General features: G+C 63.4%; 16 protein-coding genes. 7 read left to right on the top strand and 9 right to left on the bottom strand.

Translation table 11 applies throughout. The annotated features are described in order from the left end of the window. Positions 1-58: 58 nt before the first annotated feature. The gene (locus AC0IPL_RS08695; RefSeq protein ID WP_474273628.1) at positions 59-682 is read left to right on the top strand and encodes a helix-turn-helix domain-containing protein; all 624 of its coding nucleotides are present in this window, start codon (positions 59-61) and stop codon (positions 680-682) included. A gap of 40 nt (positions 683-722) precedes the next feature. Here AC0IPL_RS08695 and AC0IPL_RS08690 read toward each other — a convergent pair whose 3' ends face one another. Further along, positions 723-956, bottom strand: coding sequence for a hypothetical protein (locus tag AC0IPL_RS08690; protein WP_474273625.1), 234 nt, complete (start codon positions 954-956; stop codon positions 723-725). Positions 957-1,502: 546 nt separating this feature from the next. Then, on the bottom strand, positions 1,503-3,320 hold the full coding sequence (locus AC0IPL_RS08685; RefSeq protein ID WP_474273624.1) for an extracellular solute-binding protein: 1,818 nt from the start codon (positions 3,318-3,320) through the stop codon (positions 1,503-1,505). Between the two features lie 326 nt (positions 3,321-3,646). Here AC0IPL_RS08685 and AC0IPL_RS08680 point away from each other — a divergent pair, with 326 nt between their 5' ends. Both AC0IPL_RS08680 and AC0IPL_RS08675 read left to right on the top strand, forming a co-directional pair. Beyond that, a complete protein-coding gene (locus tag AC0IPL_RS08680; RefSeq protein ID WP_474273622.1) occupies positions 3,647-4,420 on the top strand; it encodes a 3-hydroxybutyrate dehydrogenase in 774 nt (257 codons plus the stop codon). Between the two features lie 102 nt (positions 4,421-4,522). Next, positions 4,523-5,551 carry a patatin-like phospholipase family protein gene (locus tag AC0IPL_RS08675; RefSeq protein WP_474273620.1) on the top strand — a complete coding sequence of 343 codons (1,029 nt, stop codon included), beginning with the start codon at positions 4,523-4,525 and terminating at the stop codon, positions 5,549-5,551. Here the strand turns inward: AC0IPL_RS08675 and AC0IPL_RS08670 are convergent. From AC0IPL_RS08670 to AC0IPL_RS08655, 4 genes are all read right to left on the bottom strand, one after another. Further along, positions 5,548-6,258 (bottom strand): DUF502 domain-containing protein, encoded by a 711-nt coding sequence (locus AC0IPL_RS08670; RefSeq protein ID WP_474273618.1) that lies wholly within the window; start codon positions 6,256-6,258, stop codon positions 5,548-5,550. The two genes, AC0IPL_RS08675 and AC0IPL_RS08670, sit on opposite strands and share 4 nt — an antisense overlap. A gap of 82 nt (positions 6,259-6,340) precedes the next feature. Further along, positions 6,341-7,255, bottom strand: coding sequence for a pseudouridine-5'-phosphate glycosidase (locus tag AC0IPL_RS08665; RefSeq protein ID WP_474273616.1), 915 nt, complete (start codon positions 7,253-7,255; stop codon positions 6,341-6,343). Further along, positions 7,252-8,160 carry a PfkB family carbohydrate kinase gene (locus AC0IPL_RS08660; protein ID WP_474273613.1) on the bottom strand — a complete coding sequence of 303 codons (909 nt, stop codon included), beginning with the start codon at positions 8,158-8,160 and terminating at the stop codon, positions 7,252-7,254. The genes AC0IPL_RS08665 and AC0IPL_RS08660 overlap by 4 nt, the downstream gene beginning before the upstream one ends. Positions 8,161-8,201: 41 nt before the next feature. Then, on the bottom strand, positions 8,202-9,014 hold the full coding sequence (locus AC0IPL_RS08655; RefSeq protein ID WP_474273611.1) for a DUF4198 domain-containing protein: 813 nt from the start codon (positions 9,012-9,014) through the stop codon (positions 8,202-8,204). Here AC0IPL_RS08655 and AC0IPL_RS08650 point away from each other — a divergent pair. Further along, on the top strand, positions 9,013-10,164 hold the full coding sequence (locus AC0IPL_RS08650; RefSeq protein WP_474273609.1) for a HupE/UreJ family protein: 1,152 nt from the start codon (positions 9,013-9,015) through the stop codon (positions 10,162-10,164). The two genes, AC0IPL_RS08655 and AC0IPL_RS08650, sit on opposite strands and share 2 nt — an antisense overlap. A 26-nt stretch (positions 10,165-10,190) precedes the next feature. On the opposite strand, the gene AC0IPL_RS08645 is transcribed toward AC0IPL_RS08650, so the two are convergent. Then, positions 10,191-10,823 (bottom strand): thiamine phosphate synthase, encoded by a 633-nt coding sequence (locus AC0IPL_RS08645; protein ID WP_474273608.1) that lies wholly within the window; start codon positions 10,821-10,823, stop codon positions 10,191-10,193. A 189-nt stretch (positions 10,824-11,012) separates the two neighbouring features. On the opposite strand from AC0IPL_RS08645, the gene AC0IPL_RS08640 reads away from it, so the two are divergent. The 3 genes from AC0IPL_RS08640 to AC0IPL_RS08630 are packed head-to-tail and all read left to right on the top strand — an operon-like array spanning position 11,013 to position 14,445. Beyond that, a complete protein-coding gene (locus AC0IPL_RS08640; protein ID WP_474273607.1) occupies positions 11,013-11,765 on the top strand; it encodes an RNA methyltransferase in 753 nt (250 codons plus the stop codon). Positions 11,766-11,825: 60 nt separating this feature from the next. After that, positions 11,826-12,971: a heme A synthase gene (gene ctaA / locus AC0IPL_RS08635; RefSeq protein ID WP_474273605.1), complete on the top strand. Its 1,146-nt coding sequence runs from the start codon at positions 11,826-11,828 to the stop codon at positions 12,969-12,971. Between the two features lie 4 nt (positions 12,972-12,975). Beyond that, positions 12,976-14,445 carry a carboxypeptidase M32 gene (locus AC0IPL_RS08630; RefSeq protein WP_474273603.1) on the top strand — a complete coding sequence of 490 codons (1,470 nt, stop codon included), beginning with the start codon at positions 12,976-12,978 and terminating at the stop codon, positions 14,443-14,445. Positions 14,446-14,640: 195 nt separating this feature from the next. Here AC0IPL_RS08630 and AC0IPL_RS08625 read toward each other — a convergent pair whose 3' ends face one another. Continuing rightward, on the bottom strand, positions 14,641-14,991 hold the full coding sequence (locus AC0IPL_RS08625; RefSeq protein ID WP_474273601.1) for a DUF6614 family protein: 351 nt from the start codon (positions 14,989-14,991) through the stop codon (positions 14,641-14,643). A gap of 130 nt (positions 14,992-15,121) precedes the next feature. Continuing rightward, positions 15,122-17,824 (bottom strand): DNA gyrase subunit A, encoded by a 2,703-nt coding sequence (gene gyrA / locus AC0IPL_RS08620; RefSeq protein ID WP_474273600.1) that lies wholly within the window; start codon positions 17,822-17,824, stop codon positions 15,122-15,124. Positions 17,825-17,974: the final 150 nt, after the last annotated feature.

The following is a 17,974-nucleotide window of genomic DNA, read 5'->3' as shown; positions in this document are numbered from 1 at the left end:
TGGCTAGCCCGCGCGCTGCCGCGTTGCAAGCGGCGCAGGCGCGGATTATAGAGAGCGCATGAAAGCTCGTGATCCCAAATCCCTGATAACCATCGCCCGTGCCAGCGGCAGCGACGAGGCAGCCGAGCCGCTGGACCTTGGTGCCCGCGTGCGCGAGTTGCGCAAGGCGCGAGACTGGACGCTGGAATATGCGGCGGGTCAGGCGGGGCTGGCGCGCTCCACCCTGTCCAAGATTGAAAATGGCCAGATGTCACCCACTTACGAGGCGTTGAAGAAGTTGGCGGAAGGGCTGGAAATCTCCGTGCCGCAGCTGTTCACTCCGCCGCAACGGGATCAGGTGAACGGGCGTATGACCGTGACCAAATCCGGCGATGGTGCGGCCCATGCCACTGCCACCTATGAACATGAACTGCTGGCCGACGGGCTGTCACGCAAGCAGATGCTGCCGTATCGCGCCCGCGTGCGGGCCCGGTCCATGGAAGAATTCGACGGTTGGGTGCGCCACGACGGCGAAGAATTCCTCTATGTGCTCACCGGGGTGGTCAAGCTCTATACCGAGTTTTACGAACCGATCGAAATGCGCCGCGGCGACAGCGCCTATTACGATGCGGCCATGGGGCACAACGTGATCTCCGCCAGCCCTGAGGATGCGACGATCCTCTGGGTGACGTCACTGGCCTGAACCAACCTGACGGCTGCTCCACTGGCCTGGCCCGGTGGGGCTAGTGCTGTGCGCGACCGTCCAGCTCGCGCAGTAGACTTTCGACATAGAGAAAATCATCCACCTCTTCCCTGGCTTCGGTAAGCGTAAGGTGGTGGGTCCGCGCAAGATAGGCGACGAATTGATCGCGGTCGTCCAGCAGCGACGGCGCGTTGCTCGCCTTCAGATGCGGAAAACGCTGTTTGATGCGTGGCATCCTGTCAATCCAGCTGGCAGCTGCTGCTTGTACAGGCATGGGGGGCACTCCCTGACAAACGGTTCCTGATGGTCGGACCCTGATCGTAACATCTTTTTTGCCACTTGGTAACAGCGCCGAAATCGGAGCCGCGCCGAAGGCCCAGGATCACGCGAAACGGCGCGGCAAATTGCCGGTTCGGCAGTGGCGGAAGTGCGCGTTCAGTGGATGATGACCCCTTGCGCCGGTGGGCAGTGGGCCGGGGCCACGGCCCTCAACAGACCATGCCCAAGCCTGAGGGCCGCGTTCGCGGTAGCGACATCGTGGGGCGGGCAGAGCACGCCTGAAAAGCGCCCGGACTGCATGGTATGCCGACGCAGCCGTCGGCCGTCGGCATGGCTGTAAAAGGCGGCGCAATGTCACCGATTGCAGGCGGACGCAAGGACCGGAGGGACGGTTTTTCAGGCGGATAACGGCCGTGTTTTCTGCACTGTAACTTTGCGAAATTGCAAAACCTGACGTGCCTGTCAGGCCAATGTGCTTGGCCCGTGTGTCACCGCCGTCGCCGCCAACTGCGCACCAGGGAGGCGACGGCAAACGTCCAGGTCAATCGGGCTGATACCACCAGACATGCGGCATGAATCCGGTCCGATCACCATAGATCGGCAGGGTGTCCGGGAAGCGCAGTTCTTTCTTGTGGGCGATCCGGCCGACATCATATTTCCAGAACGGGATCACATAACGCCCGGCGGTCAGAACCCGGTCCAGCGCCCGCACCGCATAGGTAAATTCATCGGGGTCCGTGGCTGTCAGCATGGCATCAATCATCGCTTCGGCCGCGGGGCTGTCCATGCCCATCAGGTTGCGGCTGCCGGGCTGGGTGATGCCCGCGCTGCCCCAGTAGTAGCGTTGCTCGTTGCCGGGGCTCAGCGACAGCTCGCGGCGATAGCGGCTGAGGTCGAAGTCATAATTGGTCTCGCGTTCGACAAACTGGGCATTGTCGACGGTTTCAACCTGCAGGGTGATGCCCAGCCGCTCCAGTGCGCGCCCATAGATGCCGATAACCGTGTCCATCTCGCTGTCGCCCTGACGGATCAGCACGTTCAATGTCAGCGCGGTGCCGTCGGAATTGCGCAGCACCCCGTCCTGTACGGTCCAGCCTGCCTCCGCCAGAAGTTTTGTCGCGCGGCGCAGATCGCGGCGGTTGCGCTCGCTGCTGTCGCCCTCGGGCAGGGAGTAGCCTTCCAGTGTACCGGGCAGCAGCGTCGCGGCAAAGGGTTCCAGCAAAGCGCGCACGGGACCTGTGGTCGGTCCGGGGCGCAGGCCCAGAACTGACCCGGAATAATAGGAGGTGATACGCGACTGGCTGCCGCCGGTGATGGTGCCGTTGATGTATTCGAAATTGAACGCAAGCATCAGCGCCTCGCGCACGCGCCAATCATCGAGCGGGGCGCGGCGCGTGTTCATGACCAGCCCGGTCATGCCGGAGGGGCGTTGATGCGGGATTTCGGTTTTGACGATATCGCCGCGCGTGGCGGCGGGAAAGTCATAGGCGGTTTCCCAGCGCTCGGCGTTGAACTCGCGGACCGCGCTCAGTTCACCCGCCTTGAAGGCTTCGAACAGCACGGTCTCGTCACCGAAGAAGTCGATGCGCATCTCGTCGAAATTCTGCGTCCCGGTGCGGAACGGCAGATCGGCCCCCCAGTAATCGGGATTGCGCCGCAGGGTGACATGGCGGCCCGGCTCATAATCCGCGACCACATAGGCGCCGGTCCCGATGGGGGCGCCGTCGACAGTATCCTTGGCGAAATCCTTGCCGTCCCATTGCTCCTTTTTCAGGACCGGGCGCATCCCGGCGATCAGCGCCAATTCACGATCCTGGGTGTTGAAGGTGATCCGCAGCTTGCGTGGTCCGGTCTGTTCGATTGTCTCGACCCGGGTCCAGAAACCGCGGTAACGCGGATGCCCCTTGGTGCCCAGCGTTTCATAGGACCAGATCACATCCTCGACCGTGACCGGGCTGCCATCGGCGAATCGAGCCTCCTCGCGCAGGGTGAATTCGACCCAGGAACGGTCCTCGGGCACCTCAATCGATTCGGCCAGCAAGCCGTACAGCGTGAAGGGTTCGTCCCAGGAACGGCCCATCAGGCTCTCGTATCCCCAGAAGCGCAGCTGCCAGGGAACGGTGCCTTTGACTGCAAACGGGTTCAATGAGTCATAGCCGCCGGTGTTGCCGAACACGACCCGACCGCCCTTGGGGGCCTCCGGGTTGGCGTAGGGTAAAGACACAAAATCCGGTGGCAGCGCGGGCGCCCCATACATAGCTATGCCGTGTGATGATTCTGCCAAGGCGAAGTTGGCGGCAAAAGCCAAGGTGATTCCCGCCAGTGCAGTGCCAAGTTTCTGGAAATTTTCTTTTCTCATTCTGACAACAATCCCCCACTGCCCTTGTTTTCCTGCGCCATCACGCTAGGCCCGCTTTTTCGTCTTTTCAAACTTTTAGCTTGGATGAAAGCCGGAAATTGCTTATAAAGATCTCACTGCTCGATAGGTTTCTTGCCTGTATGAAACCTGCCTCAATAACTGACGCCCGCCTTGCGCGGGCGTTTTTTTTTGGCCGCCTCGCCTGGTCCAGTGCTGACGTATGGTTGATGAAATCGGCGGGATCTTTCCGTAGTCCTACGCGTTTATTTTGCAGATGCAGCATGTCACAGTGCGGCCAGAAACCGACAGCTGAGGGAATTTGCAAAATGTCGTTGAACGGAAAAACCGCCGTCATCACCGGATCAAACTCCGGCATCGGGCTCGGGATTGCGCGGGAACTGGCGCGGGCCGGGGCGGATGTGGTGCTCAACTCCTTTACCGACCGGGGGGAGGATCATGAACTGGCCAGTCAGATTGCAGCCGAGTTCGGCGTCAATGCGCGCTACATTCAGGCGGACATGTCCAACGGAGACGCATGCCGCGCCTTGATCGAACAGGCCGACGCCTGTGACATTCTGGTGAACAACGCAGGCATCCAGCACGTCGCCCCGATAGAGAGCTTTCCGCAGGACAAATGGGAGGCGATCATCGCCATCAACATGACCTCGGTCTATCACACCATGGCGGCGGCGTTGCCGCGGATGCGGGCCGCGGGCTGGGGGCGGGTCATCAATATCGCGTCTGCCCACGGGCTGACCGCGTCACCCTATAAATCGGCCTATGTGGCGGCCAAGCACGGGGTCGTGGGCATGACCAAGACCGTGGCGCTGGAAACCGCCGAGGAGCCGATCACCTGCAATGCGATCTGTCCGGGCTATGTGCTGACGCCGCTGGTCGAGGCGCAGATCCCGGACACCATGGAAAAATACAACATGGGGCGCGAAGAGGTGATCAAGAAGGTGATGCTGGAGCGCCAGCCCAGTCGCGAATTCGCCACTGTCGAACAGATGGGGGGCACCGCTGTGTTCCTGTGTTCCGATGCCGCGGCGCAGATCACCGGCACGACCATCAGCGTCGATGGTGGCTGGACCGCGCTGTAGGGGCATGTGTCACGGGGGGGAGGGGGTCGGCCCCCTCTTGCCTCTTGGGGGCACTTCACCCCCGGAGTATTTTGACAAAGGTGGAGAAAAGGCAGGTGTGCGGTGGTGAAACGGATTGATCTGGCCCTGCAGGGCGGCGGTGCCCATGGGGCGTTTACCTGGGGTGTTCTCGACCGTCTGTTGGAGACCGACGAGATCGAAGTGGCCGCAATCACCGGCACCTCGGCCGGGGCGCTGAACGGCGCGGCCTTCAAATCCGGCATGGTTCAGGGGGGGCGCGCCGGGGCCAAGGCGGCACTGGATGGGCTGTGGCGGAAAATGGGCGCGGTGGGCGACATGCGCTTTGCCAATTGGCTGACACAGTTTGACGCGGTTGCGGTGGCCAGCGCTTGGGAAGCGGCGGTGCCGTTTTCACCGTTTGATAGCCTGAGCCAGATGGTTTCCCCCTACCACTATGGCCCGTTTTACAAGAACCCTTTGCGCGATGTGGTGGAGGCGCTCAATTTTTCCACTGTCCGGGCCGATGAGGGACCGGAGCTGTTCATCTGTGCGACCTGCGTGCGCACCGGCAAGATCCGCGTGTTCCAAGGCAACGAAATCGGCACTGAGGCGGTGCTCGCCTCTGCCTGCTTGCCGGACATGTTCCAAGCGGTGGAGATCGAAGACCCGAAGACCGGCCGGATGGAGGCCTATTGGGACGGCGGTTTCACCGGCAACCCGGCCCTGTTTCCGCTGTTTCGCGAGGAGCTTCCGGGGGATGTGGTCATCGTGAACATCAACCCGTTGGAACGCGAGGAAATCCCCACGACACCACAGCAGATCCGCAACCGCGTGAACGAGATCAGCTTCAACTCTTCGCTGCTGCGCGAGCTGCGGGCGATCAATTTTGTGCAGCGGCTGTTGGCAGATGGCACGATGAAACCGGGCCGCATGAAGGCGGTGCGGGTACACATGATTGCCGACGATGATTTGATGACGCAGCTGTCGGTGCGCACCAAGCTGATCCCGGTGCCACAGATTCTGGCACGGTTGAAACAGGCCGGGCGGGACGCCGCCACGACGTTCCTGGAGCGTGATGGCCACAATATCGGCCAGCAGTCCTCGGTGGATCTGCCGGCGATGTTCAGTTAGGCGTTTTCTTTCAGCGGCGCGGTGTGGCTCGGCTCCGGCGGCTGACTGGGATCTTTGGGGTTGGGGTAGACCAGCCCGGCAGAGATCACCAGTTTGGCTGAATCTTCCACCGACATATCCAGTTCGATGACGTCTTCGACGGGCACGAACAGCAGGAAACCCGACGTCGGGTTCGGCGTTGTGGGCAGGAAGATGCTCATCAGTTCGCCGCTGGTTTCGGCGCGGCGGGCGATCTCGCCCTTGGCGGTGGTGGAGATGAAGCCGATGGCCCAGATGCCCTTGCGCGGGTATTGAACCAGGCAGGCCTTCTCAAAGCTGCGTTCGGACTGGGCAAAAACGGTTTCGGAAATTTGCTTGATGCCGGAATAGACGGTGCGCACCACCGGCATGCGTTCGACCAAGCTCTCGGCAAAGCCGATCATCGAGCGACCGATGATGCCTTTGGCGGTCCAGCCGACAATCACCGTAAACAGCAGGAAGATGATCAGCCCGACACCGCGCAGGTTGATACCGATGTACTGCTCGGGACGAACAGTGTGCGGCACCAAGGGCAGCACAACGCTGTCGATCCAGCCCATCACCGACCACAGGAGCCAGATCGTTAGTCCCACCGGGGCAATCACCACAATGCCGGTAAAGAAGGAGGCACGCAGGCTTGCAAACAATCCGGGGCGGCGGTGGGGTTCGTCGTCGAAGGGCGTTGTCATTTGGTCTGCTTTTACGGAAATGTCCAAATGAACCTAGGCATTGATCGGGGGCGGAGCAATGGGTTCCGCCCCCAAAATCAAGTCATTGTGCCAGTTTGTTCAGTTCCTGGGCAATCTGCGCCGCCAGTCGGGCGTTGTTGCGCACCAGGGCGATGTTCGCGGTCAGCGAACGGCCTTCGGTCAGCTCGAAAATACGCGACAGCAGGAAGGGTGTCACATCCTTGCCGGCCACGCCTTGGGCATCCGCTTCGGCCTGGGCCTGGGCGATCACCGGCGCCAGGTCCTCGGCTGCGATTTCATCCCCGGCGGGGATCGGGTTGGCCACCAGCTGGCCACCGGGCAGTTCCATCGCCTGGCGCGTGGCATGGGCGCGGGCGATCTGCTCGGCGCTATCCATCCGCAGCGGCGCTTTCAGATCGGACTGTGCAGACCAGAAGGCCGGGAAGCTGTCCTGCCCATAGGCAATCACGGGAACGCCCTGGGTCTCCAGAACTTCCAGCGTCTTGGGCACATCCAGGATCGCCTTGGCGCCGGCTGCAACCACGGTGACCGGTGTCTGAGCCAGCTCCAGCAGATCGGCGGAGATGTCGAAAGAGGTCTCCGCCCCCTTGTGGACGCCGCCAATGCCGCCGGTGGCAAAGACGTCGATGCCTGCCAGCCGCGCGGCGATCATGGTGGCGGCCACGGTGGTGGCGCCTGTGCCGCCGGTGGCGATACAGGCGGGCATGTCAGCGCGCGAGATCTTGGCGACGCCCTTGGCCTGACCCAGCGATTGCAGCTGGTCCGGTTCCAGCCCGACGTGCAGCACACCGTCGATCACCGCCATTGTGGCAGGCACGGCACCCGCGTCGCGGATGTCCTGCTCGACCTGGGCGGCGACCTCGACATTCTGGGGGTAGGGCATGCCGTGGGTGATGATGGTGCTTTCCAGCGCGACGATGGCGCGATGCTGTTCCTTGGCGGTCTGGACCTCGGCGGAATAACGGATGTCGATCACAGCGGGGGTTCTCCTGAAACGTAGGTGGCGGCGGCTTTCAGCGCCGCGGTCAATGCGGTGTGGCGGTCGGCGCCGTCGGCTTCGGCGGCGATATGCGCCGCCATGAACGTGTCGCCTGCGCCGGTGACGCGGGCAACGGTGACGCGGGGCGGCGCCAGGGTGATGGCCCCTTTGAAGGTGGCCTCGGTGGCGGATTTGCCGCCGTCGGTGACCAGCACCCGTGCAGCGCCACGTGCCAGCATTGCATGCGCGGCGGTCTCACTGTCGGTGAACGTTGCCTGGCACAGGATGCCGGCTTCTTCGAGGTTGACATACAGCGTGCCGCGGCTGCGGCTGAGGAACGGGCGCAAGCGTTCGGCCTTGCCGGGCGAGGCCGGAGCCACCCGCAGATCAGCGGCTGCAAAGGCCGGGCTGGTGGCAATCTCGTCCAGCAGCAACAGCGTCAGATTGCCGTCCAGGGCGACCTTGCCGCCATAGGGCGCCGCGGGCGAACCCAGGGCACCGTCGGACAGGGGGCGCAAAATCTTGTCGCCCGCCGCCTCCAGCGAATGGGCATCGGCAATGGCGGCGATCAAGCCATTGGCACCCTCAACCGCCATATAGCGGTCCGTCGGGAGATCCTCGGAGCGATAGATGTGATCGGTGTTCAGCCCCAAATGGCCGCAGGCGTTGATCAATTCGTCGCCTTCGGGATCGCGACCCACCGAGGTCAGCAGCGCGGGCCGCATGCCGAAGCGGGCCAGCGTCATGGCGATATTCATCGCAACGCCGCCGGGCAGACGGGTAATGCGGCCCGGCATGTCGGAGCCGCGCTGCATCTCCATCGAGGAGCGGCCAATGATGTCCCACAGGACGGAGCCGATGCACAGGATGGCGGGGGCAGATGTGTCAGGCGCATGTGTCATGTCGATCTATTGCCGCCTTTGACCGTCATTCGCAAGCGCCTTCACCGCGGTGGCACCGCGAAGGTGAGCGATGCCCAATGGCTTTCCCATACGTAATCGGCATCCTGCGGGGCGGGGCGTAGAACAACCGCATCTAGCAGGTATTGGTAGCCGGGAAGAACGAGCAGGGTGACGGTTCCCTGGGCATCGGTCTGCCGGGTGGTGACGGTGACGCTGGCATCGGGCGCCTTGGCAAAGATTTCCACCTGCGCATGTGGGCGCGGCGCCCCGCGGTAGTGGAGCTGCACCGGGAAGCCCTGCGCCAGCTGATCGGTGTAGGGGTTCGCCAGTGCCACGAACTCTGTCTCCATCCCCGTGGGACGATCTTTGCCAACGCCTGCGCCCACCGCAACCAGGGCCTTGGCGTAGCGGGTATAGTGCTCTGCAAACCCGGAGTCGGGCAGGCCACGGGCGCGGTGCGCCTGGCGGATGGCGCCGAGCCGCTTGTGGTCGATGAAGGCTTCGAACGTCTCCCAGCTGTCATAGACCAGCCGGTGCGGTCGGGTCTGATGAACCAACACCGCCAATCCCTCCTGCAAGGTGGCGGTCGCAAAGGCTGGCATGTCGCCCATCCGGCCGCTGTATGGCACGGCGCCGTCGCTCTGGATCACCTCGAAGCGGGCGATGCGGTGATCGAGATAGGGTTGCTCCGCCCCGCGAAATCGCTGGCCGTTGCGCAGCCGTGCCACAACGCTTTCGCCAGAAGCCACTTGATATCTTTCCGGCGCTATCCAAAACTCATGGGAGAACGCGGGGCTGCAGAGGATCGCCAGCCCGGAACAGAGCAGCAGCTGGCGGAACAGGCGGTTTAGCATGACGATGTCCTTGGGATTGGGGCGGTATCTGGGATGGCTGCGGGCGTATGTTGCGCTGTTGGTCATGCCCCTTGCAATAGCTGCCGCGCCAACCCGCGCCCATGAGGTGACCCCGGCAGTTGCTGATTTCACCGTTGCGGAGGGGCAGATCAGCCTGCACCTGCGTCTCAACGCAGAGGCCTTTGTGGCGGGGATCAATCTTGACGGGGTCAGCGACACCAACGAGACCGCGCTGTCCGCCGACTATGATGAGCTGCGGGCGCTGGACCCGGCCGAGCTGGAGCCGATGTTGCGGCTGTTTGTCGAGGACTGGTTGCAGAATTTTAGCGTCAGCGCCGAGGGCGACGTCCCGCTGACGCTGCAATCTGTCTCCATCCCCGAGACCGGCGATACCGCCTTGCCGCGTGCGTCTGTGTTGCACCTTTCCGGCGCGGTCCCACCTGGTGCCCGCAGCCTGCGCATCCACTGGCCTGCGGGGGCGGGCGGTGTGGTGCTGCGCCAGAACGGGGTCGCAGACCCCTATACGGGGTATTTGCAAGGCGGCCAGCGATCCGCGGCCATCCCGCTGGGCGGCGGCGCGGCCAAATCCCCGATGGAGGCTTTTGTCGAGTACATCCCGGTTGGGTTTACCCATATTCTGCCCAAGGGGCTGGACCACATCCTGTTCGTGCTGGGCCTGTTCTTTCTCAGCCCGCGGATGCGACCGCTGCTGGTGCAGATCAGCCTGTTTACGGTCGCGCACACCATCACGCTGGCGCTTGGGGCGCTCGGGCTGGTCAACGTCAACCCCGCGGTGGTGGAGCCGCTGATTGCCCTGTCGATTGTCTTTGTCGCGGTGGAGAATATTTTTGCCCGCAGGCTGCACAGCTGGCGCGCGGCGGTGATCTTTGGCTTTGGGTTGCTGCACGGGCTGGGCTTTGCCAGTGTGCTGGGGGCGTTTGGCCTGCCCGCCAGCCAGTTTCTGCCCGCGCTGATCGGGTTCAACGTCGGCGTGGAGCTGGGCCAACTGGCGGTCATTGCCGCGGCCTATCTGGGCGTGCGCCTGTGGTTTGGGCGGCACCCGAAATACCGTGGCCGGGTGGCGATCCCGGCCTCGGTTACGATTGCCCTGATCGGCGGATACTGGTTTGCAGAGCGCGCCCTGCTCTGAGCCGCGCGCGCTGAAGGCGGGCGGTCTTAGCCCATCGCCCGCGTCAGGACCTTCATCGCCGCCAGCGGATCCTCCGCGTGCCAGATCTCGTCGCCGATGCCAAAGAAGTCGGTGAACGGTGCCACGTCGCGCACCAGATCCTCGGTCAGACCGCCCTCGGCCACCACCGGCACCTCGACCATTTCTGACCACCACTGGAACAGATCCGCCTCGGCCCGCGCGCCGTCGCCCAGACCGGAGGTGCCCACGGGGCCAAAGCTGACGTAGTCGGCGCCCGCCTCGCCGGCGACCATGCCGTCATGCTGGGATGCTCCGCAGAAAGCGCCGACAATGGCGTCCGGCCCCAACGCCTTGCGCGCCGTGCGCACCGATTTTGACGCATCCGTCAGATGCACCCCGTCCAGCCCCAGCCGTTCTGCCAGGATCTGATGATCCGAGATCACCAGCGCCACGTCGCGCGCCATCGTTACCTCTCGCAGCGCGTCCCCCGCACGGCTGAGAGTGTCTTCGTCGCGGCTCGCCAGATCCAGCCGCACACATGCGACCTCGACCGCATCAAGCACCCGTGCCAGCTGTTCGGGGAACCTGCCCAGCTCGAAACTGGGCGGGGAGATCAGGTAGATCTGCGGCTGCTCAGGGGCTTCGGCAGGGCTTTCCATCGGGGCGCTCCTTTGTTCAGGCAATTGAACGGTGTTTAGCCGATTTACTGCGGGACGCAAGGATTTGCGCGGGCGCAGGCGCAGGAATTGCACCGGCGCGGGTGCAGGAAATGGGCGCAGCGGGGGTGCTGGACCTTGCCCCGCCGCCGCCGCGGCAGTAGAGCTGTGCCGATTTTGTCGGAGATGAAGATGCCCAGCGAAACCCCACAACCCGCCTTTGTCCTAGTGCGCCCGCAAATGGGCGAGAATATCGGTGCCGCCGCGCGGGCGATGTGGAACTTTGGCCTCGACCGGATGCGCATCGTGGCGCCACGCGACGGCTGGCCGAACCCCAAGGCGGTGGCGATGTCCTCCGGCGCGGGCCGCCTGCTGGACGAAGCGCAACTTTGCGCAGATGTGCCCGAGGCGCTGGGCGACTGCACCTATGTTTTTGCCACTACCGCCCGGCAGCGCGGGCTGACCAAACCGGTCTACAGCCCCGAACGCGCGATGCAGATCGCGGCGGAAAAAATCGCCGCCGGCGAAAAGGTTGCGGTGATGTTCGGCCCCGAACGCGCAGGGCTCGAGAACGAAGATATTGCCAAGGCCAATGCCATCATCTCGGTGCCGGTGAACCCGCTCTATGCTTCGCTTAACCTAGGCCAATGCGTGCTGCTGACGGGCTATGAATGGATGCGCCAGACGGGCGACGTGGTGCATGAAACCACCGATCTGGGCCGCAAGGGCGACTGGGCCAGCGGTGTCGAGGTGGAAAAGCTGGTGGAACATTACGAGCAGCGTCTGGACGAGGCCGGGTTCTTCTTTCCACCGGAAAAAGCTGACAGCATGAAAACCAACCTGCGCAACCTGTGGTCCCGCATGCGGATGACCCGGTCTGACGTGCAGATGCTGCATGGGATTATGCGGCAGATGGTCCGCTGGAAAGAGCGCGGCGGCGAATAAGCCGCACTGGACCAATCCCAACACCATCCCTAGCTTGGCACCACAGACAAAGAGGCAAGCATGAGCAAGCGCAGCATTTTCCAAGAAGTCGAGGGCGAGAAAACCGATACGCCCGCAGTGCAGCCCGGTCTGATCGACCGCGGTCGAAGCGGCGCGCGCAAGGCGATCCGCGCCTGGCTGATGGTATTGTTCGCGCTGGTCGTCGCGATGATCGTGGTGGGCGGGTTGACCCGGCTGACCGACAGCGGTCTGTCGATCACGGAATGGCGCCCCGTCACCGGTGCGCTTCCGCCCATGTCCGAAACGGACTGGCAGGCCGAATTCGACAAGTACAAACAGATCGACCAGTGGCGGATCCAGAACCAGTGGATGCAATTGTCCGATTTCAAGGAAATCTACTGGTGGGAATGGGGGCACCGCCAGCTGGGCCGGGTGATCGGCCTGGTCTGGGCGGTTGGCTTTCTGGGGTTTCTGGTGGCGCGCAAGATTCCGGCGGGCTGGACTGGGCGCCTGCTGCTGCCGGGGCTGCTTGGCGGCGTGCAGGGGGCCATCGGTTGGTGGATGGTTGCCTCTGGGGTGACGCAGGGCGAGGGCATGACCGCGGTTGCCTCCTACCGGCTGGCGACGCACCTTGGGCTGGCTTTCGTGATCCTCGGGTTTATCGCCTGGTACGTTCTGATGCTGGGCCGCGAGGAGCGCGAGCTGATGCAGGCGCGCCGCGCCAAGGAGGCGAAGCGGTTCAGCCTGTCCACCGGTCTGATGCATTTTGCCTTCCTGCAAATCCTGCTGGGGGCGCTGGTGGCAGGTATCGACGCGGGGCGCTCTTATACCGACTGGCCGCTGATGGGCGGGCAGGTGATCCCACCGGATCCTTTTATGATCGAACCTTTGTGGAAGAACTTCTTTGAAAACCCCGGGCTGGTGCAGTTCATTCACCGGGTTGCGGGCTATCTTCTGTTTGCCTTTGCCGTGGTCGCCTGGCTGCGCGGGCGTGGCTCGGCGCATGCGCGCACCCGTTTTGCCTTCAACGCGGTGATTGCGGCGATGTCAGTGCAGGTGGTTCTGGGCATCGTGACCGTGCTGTATGCCGCGCCGCTGCATGCGGCGATCACCCACCAGCTGGTGGCGATTATCGTCTGGGTGCTGATCCTGCGGGCGCGCTTCCTGTCGGCCTATCCCATTGCAACCTCTATCAAGGATCATTGAGACCATGACCGCATTTGACGAATTGATGGCCTTTGAGCGCGAGACCCAGGCGCTGGGACAGATTGCCGGGCGGCTGGGGTGGGATCAGGAAACCGTGATGCCGCGCGGCGCCGCTCCGCAGCGGGGCGAGGAAATGGCCGCGATCGAGGCGGTGCTGCACGCCCGCCGCAGCGATCCGCGCGTGGCGGAGTGGCTGGAGCAGGCCGAAGCCCCGGATGAGGCCGGCGCGGCGCAGCTGCGGGAGATCCGCCGCAGCTATGAGCGCACGGTGAAAGTGCCTGCGGATCTGGCCAAGCGGCTCGCCCGCGTGACCTCCGAAGCGCAGGGCAAATGGGCCGAGGCCCGCGCCGCCGAGGATGTGGCCGCCTTTCTGCCGGTTCTGTCTGAAGTGGTCGCCCTGAAGCGCGAGGAAGGCCAGGCGCTGGCCGCGGGCGGCGATGTCTATGACGCCATGGTGCAGGACTATGAGCCCGGCATGAGCGGCGCGGGCATTGCCGAAATCTTTGACGCCATGCGCCCCGGCCTGGTGGAGCTGCGCGCCAAGGTCCTGGACAAACCCGCCCCCATGGGCGTCGAGGGCACCTTTGACGAAGCCGCGCAGATGCAGCTCAGCCGCAAAATTGCCGAGGCGTTTGGCTACGACCTGCACCACGGGCGCGTCGACAAGGCGGTGCATCCGTTCAGCTCCGGCTCGGGGCTGGATGTGCGCATAACCACCCGCACCAGCGAGACGGATCCGTTCAACTGTTTTTACTCCACCATCCATGAGGTTGGCCACGCCGCCTATGAGCAGAACATCAGCCGCGATTACCTGCTGACCCCGCTGGGGCGTGGGGTGTCGATGGGCGTGCATGAAAGCCAAAGCCGGATCTACGAAAACCAGATCGGCCGCAGCCGCGCCTTCACCGGCTGGTTGTTCCAGCAGATGCGTGACGCTTTTGGCGACTTCGGCATCGCCGATGCGGACGTCTTCTATGCAGCCGTGAACCGGGTCGATAAAGGCTATATCCGAACCGAGGCGGATGAACTGCAATACAACTTGCATGTGATGCTGCGCTTTGACCTGGAGCGCGCGCTGATGGGCGGCGATTTGGAGGTCGCGGATCTTGAAAGCGCCTGGAATGACCGGTTCGAGGCGGATTTCGGCTATGCGGTAGACAAGCCCTCCAACGGCTGCCTGCAGGATGTGCATTGGTCGGTGGGGCTGTTCGGCTATTTCCCAACCTATGCCCTGGGCAACGTCTATTCCGGCTGCCTGTACCAGGCGCTGCGCCGGGATGTGCCGGGGCTCGATGCGGATCTCGCGGCGGGCGACACCACGGCCGCGACCGGCTGGCTGCGGGAGAACCTGCAGCAGTTCGGCGGATTGCGCAGCCCGCGTGAAACCATCGCCCGCGCCGCAGGCATGCAGCCCGGCCATGAGCCTCTGCTGGCCTATCTGAACGAGAAGTTCGGTCTGATCTATGACCTCTGATACGGGCGATGGCCCGTGACCGCGGCGGCCCGCACTCGCCGCCCCGGAAATGCCGCAATTCCGGTGTACGCTCTCTGACCATGGTGAGTTGAGAGAGTGATGTGATGCATACAGCCGTAGCCTATCTGCTATTTGCCAGCTTCGTTCTGGCACCGACCCTGATCTGAGCCCTGTCGGCCGCGCGGCGGCCGCCGGTCAGATCAGCGCCATGCGTTCCGCCCGCTCAGGGTCGGGAAAGGGGCGGTAGAGGCCGATTTCCGCGCCTGAAATCAGTGCCGAGACGTTGGAATACAGCCGTTCGACCTCTTCATCGTGTTCGCCGAGGACGCGGAAGGCCTGGTCCAGCTGGGTCATATCGGCGAACTCGATCTCCAGCAGGAAATCGCGCGACTGGCCGCTTGCCAGGTTCAGCTTGCGCCGCAGCAGCCGCCAGCTTTGGACGACTCCGCGCTCCTGCAGATACCCCATCCACTGATCGACGGCGCTGGCAAAGCTCAGCGCCTTGGCCTCGTGGTGCAGGTCGATGGCGCAGTGATACAGGTTCATCGGGCGTCTCCTTGCAGATGGTCAACCTCAGGATGACGCTGGCAGAAAAGGGTTAGCGCCCGGTTAAACGGCAAGCGCCGCCCTGAAGACCAGGACGGCGCTGCCGGTTCTCATATCTGCAGGCGGGGCGTCAGCTCTCTTCTTCTTCCTCGCCGTTCTCCGCGATCCAGGCGACGGAGACGACCTCTTCGCCCTTGCCGGTGTTGAACACGCGCACCCCGCCGGCCGAACGCGACCGGAAGGAGATGCCGTCCACCGGCACCCGGATGGACTGCCCCTTGGAGGTGGCGAGCATGATCTGATCATCCATCTCCACCGGGAAGGAGGCCACGATCTCGCCGCCGCGCATCGCCTTGTCCATCGCGGTCACACCCATGCCGCCGCGTCCGCGCACCGGATAGTCATGGCTGGAGGACAGCTTGCCCGACCCGCCAGAGGTGATGGTCAGGATCAGGTTTTCCGCCGCGGACATTTCCGCATAAAGCTCGGTCGAGAAGTTGGGATCTTCCACCGCCTCTTCGTCGCTGTTCTCGGCGTCGTCGGTCAGCCCGGCCATCGCGCGGCGCATCTTGAGGTACGCGGTGCGCTGTTCCGGGGTGTATTTCGAATGGCGGATCACCGACATCGACACCACGCTGTCCGCGCCTGTCAGCCTGATCCCGCGCACACCGGTGGATTCGCGCGAGTTAAACACCCGCACATCGGTCGAGCGGAAGCGGATGGCGCGGCCCGAGTTGGTGAACAGCATAACGTCATCGTCTTCGGAGCAGATCCGCACGTTGACCAGTTTCACGCTGCCATCCTCGGGCAGTTTCATCGCGATCTTGCCGTTGCGGCGCACGTTGGTGAAATCCGACAGCCGGTTGCGACGCACGTCGCCGCCGGAGGTGGCAAAGACCACTTGCAGGTTCTCCCATTCCTCATCCGGGACATCGACCGGCATGATGGCGGCGATGGAGACGCCCGGCGGGATCGGCAGGATGTTGACGATCGCCTTGCCCTTGGAGGTGCGTCCCCCCTGCGGCAGGCGCCAGGTCTTGAGCTTGTAAACCATGCCGTCTGTGGTGAAGAACAACAGCTGCGTATGGGTGTTGGCCACAAAGAGGGTCGTGATGACATCCTCTTCCTTGGTCTGCATGCCCGACACACCCTTGCCGCCGCGCTTCTGGGCGCGGAAATCGGCCAGCGGGGTCCGTTTGATGTAGCCGCCGGAGGTCACGGTCACCACCATGTCCTCGCGCTCGATCAGGTCTTCGTCTTCCATATCGCCGGACCAGTCGACGATCTCGGTGCGGCGCGGCACCGCGAAGTTGTTGCGCACTTCGCGCAGCTCATCGCCGATGATGCCCATGATCCGCTCGCGCGAGGACAGGATCTCCAGGTATTCCTTGATCTTGCCCGCCAGCTCTTCCAGCTCGTCCGTCACCTCCTTGACGCCGATCTGGGTCAGCCGTTGCAGGCGCAGTTCCAGAATGGCGCGGGCCTGAGTCTCCGACAGGTTATAGGTGCCGTCGTCGTTCATCTTGTGGGTCGGGTCGTCGATCAGCCGGATGTAATCGGCAATCTCTGCCGCGGGCCAGCGCCGCGTCATCAGCTTTTGGCGCGCTTCGGCGGCGTCGGCAGAGGACCGGATGGTGGCAACCACCTCATCCACGTTGGAGACGGCGACAGCCAGACCGCACAGGATGTGGCTGCGTTCGCGCGCCTTGCGCAGCTCAAACGCGGTGCGCCGCGCCACCACGTCCTCGCGGAACTCGATGAAGGACGTCAGGAACTTGCGCAGCGTCAGCTGCTCCGGCCGGCCGCCATTCAGCGCCAGCATGTTGCAGCCAAAAGAGGTCTGCATTGGGGTGAAGCGGAACAGCTGGTTCAGCACCACCTCCGGTGTGGCGTCGCGCTTCAGTTCGACCACGACCCGCACACCGTTGCGGTCGGATTCATCCTGAACGTGGGCAACCCCTTCGATCTTTTTGTCGCGGACCTGTTCCGCGATTTTCTCGATCATCGCGGCCTTGTTCACCTGATAGGGAATTTCGTCCACGACAATGGCATAGCGGTCCTTGCGGATTTCCTCCGTCCGGGTCTTGGCACGGATAATCACGCTGCCGCGCCCCTCCAGATAGGCCTTTCGGGCACCGGACCGGCCCAGCATCACACCGCCGGTGGGGAAATCCGGCCCAGGGATATAGTCGATCAGCTGTTCACTGGTCAGATCGGGCTCTTCGATCAGCGCCAGCGTGGCGTCAATCACCTCCCCCAGGTTATGGGGCGGGATGTTGGTGGCCATGCCAACCGCAATACCGCCCGCACCATTGACCAGCATGTTCGGAAAACGGGCCGGGAGCACCGTCGGCTCACGGTCCTTGCCGTCATAGTTGTCCTGGAAATCGACAGTCTCTTTTTCGATGTCCGCCAGGAGCGCCGCGGCGGGCTTGTCCATGCGGACCTCGGTGTACCGCATGGCGGCCGGGTTGTCGCCGTCCATCGAGCCGAAGTTGCCCTGACCGTCGAGCAGCGGAAGCGACATCGAAAAGTCCTGCGCCATCCGCACCAGCGCGTCGTAGATCGCGCTGTCGCCGTGCGGGTGGTACTTACCCATCACGTCGCCGACCGGTCGGGCCGACTTGCGATAGGCCTTTTCGTGGGTGTTGCCGGATTCGTGCATGGCATACAGAATCCGGCGGTGCACCGGTTTCAGCCCGTCGCGCAGATCGGGGATCGCGCGGCTGACGATGACCGACATCGCATAGTCGAGATACGAGGTGCGCATCTCGGACTCGATGGAGACCGTGGGACCGTCATAGACTGGCCGTTCCGGCAGATTTTCATCCATATTTTCAGGAGTTTCCGGCGTATCGCTCACGTTGGCTGCCCGCTCTTTCTTCTGGCTCTATATCTTGTGCTAGCACCCTATCAGATACCGTATATGAGGCGCAAGCAAACAGCCTGCCCGCTGGGGGCGGGCGATGATTTTAGCGGTAAT

The organism is Leisingera sp. SA32 (assembly GCF_056033425.1).
Note: the sequence above shows the minus strand (reverse complement) of the source record. Positions and strands in the feature narration are given on the sequence as shown.